We start from the raw sequence: 6,525 nt of genomic DNA on the forward strand, positions 1-6,525 counted from the left end.
GGCTATCTCGATTTCGTCAAGCAGCGCGGCGTGCCCGAGGATCAGGCGCGCGCCTGCCTGAACGACAAGGCCAAGATCGCGGTGCTCGCGGCCAATGCCGACAAGGCCAACCAGCAGTATAACGTCAGCGGCACGCCGACCTTCATCCTCAACGGCAAGAAGCTCGACAGTGTCGGTGAATGGGCCACGCTCGAACCCGCGCTGAAGGCTGCGGGCGCCTGAAGGAAGCGTAAGGGGTGCAGATCAAGCGGCTGCGGCTGACCGGATTCAAGAGTTTCGTCGATCCCGCCGACCTGCGCATCGAACCCGGCCTGACGGGCATCGTCGGGCCGAATGGCTGCGGCAAGTCCAACCTGCTCGAAGCGCTCAGGTGGACGATGGGCGAGGCGAGCGCCAAGTCGCTGCGCGGTGCGGGCATGGAAGACGTGATCTTCGCCGGCACCGCGACACGCCCGCAGCGTGACTTTGCCGAAGTGTCGATGTTGATCGACGCGGCCGAAAGCGGCGAAACCGAAGTGGTGCGCCGGATCGAGCGCGGCGCGGGGTCGGCCTACCGCATCAACGGGCGCGACGTGCGCGCGAAGGACGTCGCGCTGCTGTTCGCCGATGCGGCGACCGGTGCGCATTCGCCTGCACTTGTCAGCCAGGGGCGGATCGGCGCGGTGATCAACGCACGCCCTGCCGAACGTCGCGCGATGCTCGAAGAAGCCGCCGGGATCGCGGGCCTGCACGTGCGCCGCAAGGATGCCGAGCAACGGCTGCGCGCGACCGAGGCCAATCTCGCCAAGCTCGACGAAGTGATTGCCGATCAGGAAGCGCGCGTCGCCGCTTTGCGCCGTCAGGCGAAGCAGGCCGAACGCTATCGCGCGCTGTCCGACCAGATTCGTATTGCCGAAGCGCGGATGATTTTCGCGCGCTGGCGCGATGCTGCCGCCGCTGCCGATGCAGCGAAGGCCGAAGCGACCGCTGCCGAAGCGCAAGTCGCCGACGCCGCCGAAGCCCAGCGCGCTGCCGCCGCGCATCAGCATGCGGCGACCGAAACGCTTGCCACTGCGCGCGCGACTGCGCTGGCGGCACGCGACCGGGCGAGCGAGGCGGGGCACAAACTGTCGGGGCTGAAGGCCGAGCGCGAAACTGCGGTCCGCCGCATCGCCGAACTCACCGACGCGCAGGCGCGGCTCGTCGCCGACCGCGAGCGTGAGGGTGCGCTCGCCGAGGATGCGGCGGCGGCGATCACCCGGCTGACCGAGGAAGGCAAGACGATCGAGGCACGGCTGTCCGATGCCGCCGCGCAGTTGCCCGCGCTCGAAGCCGCTGTCGCCGAGGCCGAACGCCGCGCGCGTGATGCCGAAGTCGCGCTTGCCCAGGCGCTCGCCGAGCAAGCAACCGAAGCCGCCGACGCGCGGGTAGCACAAGCAGCGCTCGCCGCTGCCCGCGCGCGGCTGGACCGGGCACAGCGTGACGCGGCCCGCGTTGCCGCCGAAGCGCGGGCGCTTGCCGACAGCGCGCCGCTGCTTGCCCAGCGCGATGCCGCTGCGGCCGACCGCGCACAGGCGCTGGCGCATGCCGAACAGGCGCGCGCCAGCCTCGCCCGCGCCGATGGCACCGAACGGGCCGCGCGCGAGTCGCGCGACGCCGCGCAATCGGCACGCGCCACCGCCCACGCCGAACTCGCGGCGATCGACAGCGAAGCCGCCGCGCTCGCCAAGGCGACCCGCGCCAGCGGCAAGGACCGCGTGCTCGACGCGCTGCAACCCGATCCGGGCTTCGAACGCGCGCTGGCCGCCGCACTCGGCGATGATCTGGAGGCTGGGCTCGACCCGGCGGGCGAGCGACATTGGGCGGGCGCGCAGCCGCTGCCCGGCGATCCCGGCACCCCGCAAGGGGCCACCGCGCTCGCCGCCCATGTCGCTGCGCCGCCCGCCCTCGCCCGCCGTCTCGCGCAGGTTTTCGTCGCGGAGAGTGACGACGGCCAGCCGCTCGCGGTCGGCCAGCGGCTCGTCACGCCGTCGGGCACACTGCGCCGCTGGGACGGCTTTGTCGCGCGCTCGGGCGGGGCGGCGGCGGCGGAACGGCTGGAACGGATGAACCGGCTGCGCGCGCTCGAAAAGGCCCGCGCGCCTGCTGTCCGCGCGGTCGAGACGGCAGAGACTGAACTCACCCGGATCGACGACACGATCGCCGAAGCCAAACGCGCCGCCGCCGACGCCCGCCGCCTGCTCGACGCCGCCGAAACCCGCGCGCGCGACGCCACCCGCGCCGAGGACCGCGCGACCTCAGCCATCGAACGCGTCGAGGCCCAGCGCGCCGACCTCTCCGAACGCCAGCGCCGCACGCAAGCCGAAGCCGACGAAGCGGGAGCCGATGTCGCCCGCGCCGACGCCGCCATCGCCGCGCTCCCCGACGGCAGCGCCACCCGCACCCGTGTCGCCACGCTCAGCCGCGAAGCCGAGGCCGCGCGCGCTGCCACTGCCGACGCCCGCGCGCGCCGAGCGGCGCTCGACCGCGAGCACGCCACCGACCGCGACCGGCTCGCGCAAGGCCAGGCCGAAGCCAAAAGCTGGCGCGCAAGGTCAGGCGACGCGGTCCGCCGCATCGCCGACATGGCCAAGCGCGCCGAGACGCTCGCTGAAGAAGCCGCCATCCTCGCCGTCCGCCCTGAGATCCTCGACCGCCGCATCGCCGAAGTCGACGCCGAACACGCCGCCGCGCGCGCCGATGCCGACACCGCGCACGCCGCCGAGCGCGCGGGCGAAGCAACGTTGCGCACCGCCGAGCACGTCGCCGCGCAAGCCGCCGAACGCCTCGCCCAAGCCCGCGAGCACCGCGCCGGGGCCGCCGCACGCGCCGAAGCGCAGGAATCGCGCCGGGTCGAAATGGGCCGCGTGTCAGGCGAACGCTTCGAATGCCCGCCCGTCCTGCTGCCCGAGCGGGTCGGCTTCCAGCCCGACGAAGTCCGCGGGCCATCGGACGAATCCGCCCGCCACGAACGGCTGTCGGTCGAGCGCGAGCGGCTGGGCGGGGTGAACCTCGTCGCCGACACCGAGCTCGCCGAAATCGACGCGGCGCGGATCAAGAACGCCGAGGAGCGCGAGGAGCTCGGCCAGGCCGTCAACCGGCTGCGCGGCTCGATCGGCACGCTCAACCGCGAAGGGCGCCAGCGGCTGCTGGCCGCTTTCGAAGCCGTCGACGCGCATTTCCGGCGGCTGTTCACGACGCTGTTCAATGGCGGGCAAGCGCATCTGGCGCTGGTCGATTCGGACGATCCGCTCGAAGCGGGGCTCGAGATCATGGCCCAGCCGCCGGGCAAGAAGCTGCAATCGCTTACGCTGCTGTCGGGCGGCGAGCAGGCGCTGACGGCGGTCGCGCTGATCTTCGGCCTGTTCCTCACCAACCCCGCGCCGATCTGCGTGCTCGACGAAGTCGATGCGCCGCTGGATGATGCCAATATCGAGCGTTTCTGCGATTTGCTCGACGCGATGACGCGCGAAACCGCGACGCGCTACCTTATCGTGACCCACAATGCGGTCACGATGAGCCGCATGCACCGCCTGTTCGGCGTGACGATGATCGAACAGGGGGTGAGCAGGCTGGTGTCGGTGGATTTGGGCGGCGCTGCGGGGTTGTTGGCGGCTTAGGGGGTAGAGGTTGCGATCATTTTTACGCCCAAACCGCAGAACTTTACAAAGCTTCAGCATGGGCAACCGGGAAAGGAATAGCAAGATTTGCGGAGGAAGCCCGGAGTGAACGGTAAGCTGATCAATTACTTGGACAACACAGACCCAAAGCGCTTCACGCGCAGCGACCCGCGTAGGCTTGAAGATCCGTAGCATAATCCGGCCGGTTTAAGCGGCTAGCGATCCGGTCGAGGCGCACATCATATGAGCAGTAAAATCCGACAATATTTGTTCGGAAGAAGTCATCGATGAGCTTTTGATCACAATGCTTCGCGCGTCGACAAATCAGCACAGATTTATAAAACTCACCAACTTTCTCAATGTCTGAGTCCAAAACACTTTCTGTAATTGCAAACTTTGCCTGGGCAACACCCTCTTTAGTCGGATTGTTCTTCAATAAATCCGCGATATCAACTGATTCCCAAGGCTTAGAAAGCGTCGAGATCACGTCAGAATACCTGTCATTCGCGAGCATGATAAACTCCATGGAGCTTGCTTCGCGTCTTGAATTTCGATCCGCATTTTGCTGGAGAAAAAAGAAGGGGATCGCGACGATAACCGCTACGTGCGACGCTGTCTCAATCAGCGTTCTGGTGCTTACCAATTCGCCCATGGTTCAATTAGCACCTGTCAAGCATGATTACATAACGCTCTGAATCGAGCACTTTGCGAACTCGCGCCAGTCGTTCGCGGCTTCTGAGACATTTGAAGTCGTTCTCTGTCAGTAGCACAAGGGCGTTTACCGGGTTCCCGCTCGGGGTTGCGCCCTGCATTTCCCAATTCGGGAAGCTCCCCAGTCGATCGGGCGGGCGTAGAGCTGGAGGACATCGGCGGAGATCGAGATAGAACACACTGCCACGCGGCTTGCGAAGCCGCGTAGCCGCCCTGGAAAAGCAATCAAACTGACGACGATCGACCGTGACTTGACGGCCAATCCGCATCGCATCGGGTTTCTCGATTGATGCAGCTAGCATAGCAAGCAAGATTATCATATCGTCCTCCCCGAAAGCTAATCGCATTATTCACTTGCTCTAGCAAGCGCGGTTCGCGCGACATGCTTTAACCTGAGGTGGGGGTAAAATGCAGCCCGCATTCGCGATCTTTCTCGAAGCCATTGAGATTGTGAGGGACTTTTTCACCGTCTTCTTTGATTTTCTGCGGGATGACCGTCAAGCTCGGTTTTGCGGCGCAATTTCGTGCCCAATGATTTTTGCGATTCTTTTTGCCTCTCCTGCAAACGCCGAAGGACGTGATCTGTGTTCTTCCTTCTCGAACCCCCTCTCGACTCAAGAGATCGCATCGCTTCGGGAAGATCTGCTCGATGTGATGCCAATTCAGAACTATGAGGTTGCGAGTAAGATAAAAATCAGAAATGTGGCTGCGACACTAGAGGTCTTTGCGCCGACGGCTCTTCCTGACGGACATGGCGGATTCGAGGTTCAAGTTCCCAACGGATTTCGTCAACTTCAATGTCACCTCATCTATGTCTACTTCAACGTGATTACGGACCATTTAAACGAATCCGCAATGAAGTTAATCACTCGATCTTGCCTTGAATCATCAAAAAATAACCCGGTGGCCTGTGCCTATGCAGTGCCAAAGTTCATATTTGAAAAAGTGGAGTCACGTGGTGATGATAAAGGTAGCAAGGGCGATATCGAGCTGAAGAGCTTGATAGATAAATTTACAAGATCAGCCTTTCTGTTTATAATGCTGCATGAATATGCACACATTATTTTGGGCCATTTAGAAAACGTCCGGCTTGGAGTCGAGTTAGAGGCGGACACGTTTGCCGCTGCTTATGGCGAATTCGCTGAGGACAGCCAATCACGGCAGACGATGGGCCAGTTCGGCCCATTCGGCAACTTCGCCGTTATGCGGTTCGCCGACGGGCTAATGCCCGCCGATATTCTACATCCACCCTTCGCTTGCCGCGCCCGCACTCTCGCTACGGTGCTGGAGAAAGTGGAGAATTTGATTGTGCTGATTCGTAATTGGCCGATTGAAACGCCGGCAGAGTTCGAGAAAACACTCAAAGATTATACTCCAATAAAAGACCTCCTTTATCCGGAGCTTCTAGCTGATATCGAGCGTTCAAACTGCCCGGTCGATAATACTAAGGCGCTGAACAACTTTATAAACGACCTTGGCCAAATACGAAATGAAGTTTCAGATATCAATAAGAAAGAGAATTCAGCAACGCCACCGGATTCGCTAGAATTCGTCCATCAACTTATGAAGCTTCGTCTTCAAAGTACGATGGGTCGATTCCTGAGAGGTAGGATAATTTCTGTTCGTCTACGGGATTTGAACAATTTTGTGGGCGATCGTTTAACGAAGGAGTCGTACTCTCGGTCCGTGCGGTCATTTCTTTTGGGACCGGACAGTCGTTTCCTTTCAGCTGGCGATTTCGGCAGACTGACCGCATTGGAAGCATTTCATCATGATTTCACCGACCAAGGCCGCGATATTCGCGCTGTTGCCCAAGCGCAAATCACCAAGCTCAAGACGGCGATACGATACAATCCGAAGTTCGCACTGGCCTACTTCTACTTGGCCTTGGCTAAACTGCAGATCGGGCAATGTGATGACGCTTTGGCTGCGATGGATCAAACGAACGCTCGGGCTGGGCCTACAATGGCGGAGAATGCTCGGCGATTGTTGCGAGATGTTCATCAGAAGATTTTAACTGGCATCGCCGCGCAAGGATGTGAACGGTTCACAGCTAACTTTTGGAGTGGCGATGTCACCCTGCCCTAACGCGAGACCCCGCTAGTGACCTGAATCTAAAGTCCGTCACATAATGCTTGTTCTGTCTTTTGGCAGAATCGCTTGACCGAGGCGAGGA

The 6,525-nt window shown here is 62.1% G+C and carries 4 protein-coding genes; 3 read left to right on the top strand and 1 reads right to left on the bottom strand.

What is annotated here, in order from left to right; genetic code table 11:
- Together K2W81_RS16095 and smc are read left to right on the top strand one after the other, a co-directional pair.
- Nucleotides 1-222, top strand: a 222-nt coding sequence (locus K2W81_RS16095; RefSeq protein ID WP_294106390.1) for a thioredoxin domain-containing protein, incomplete at its 5' end; no start/stop codon positions are given.
- A 14-nt stretch (nucleotides 223-236) separates the two neighbouring features.
- Nucleotides 237-3,638 carry a chromosome segregation protein SMC gene (gene smc, locus K2W81_RS16100; protein ID WP_294106392.1) on the top strand — a complete coding sequence of 1,134 codons (3,402 nt, stop codon included), beginning with the start codon at nucleotides 237-239 and terminating at the stop codon, nucleotides 3,636-3,638.
- 154 nt (nucleotides 3,639-3,792) lie between these two features.
- Here smc and K2W81_RS16105 read toward each other — a convergent pair whose 3' ends face one another.
- On the bottom strand, nucleotides 3,793-4,290 hold the full coding sequence (locus K2W81_RS16105; protein WP_294106394.1) for a hypothetical protein: 498 nt from the start codon (nucleotides 4,288-4,290) through the stop codon (nucleotides 3,793-3,795).
- Nucleotides 4,291-4,757: 467 nt separating this feature from the next.
- Between K2W81_RS16105 and K2W81_RS16110 the strand changes: the two genes are divergently transcribed.
- Entirely contained in the window at nucleotides 4,758-6,437 is a 1,680-nt protein-coding gene (locus tag K2W81_RS16110) for a hypothetical protein (RefSeq protein ID WP_294106396.1), read from the top strand.
- The last annotated feature ends 88 nt before the right edge of the window (nucleotides 6,438-6,525 follow it).

The sequence above is a fragment of the Sphingomonas sp. genome, assembly GCF_019749955.1.
Taxonomy (GTDB): Bacteria; Pseudomonadota; Alphaproteobacteria; order Sphingomonadales; family Sphingomonadaceae; genus Sphingomonas.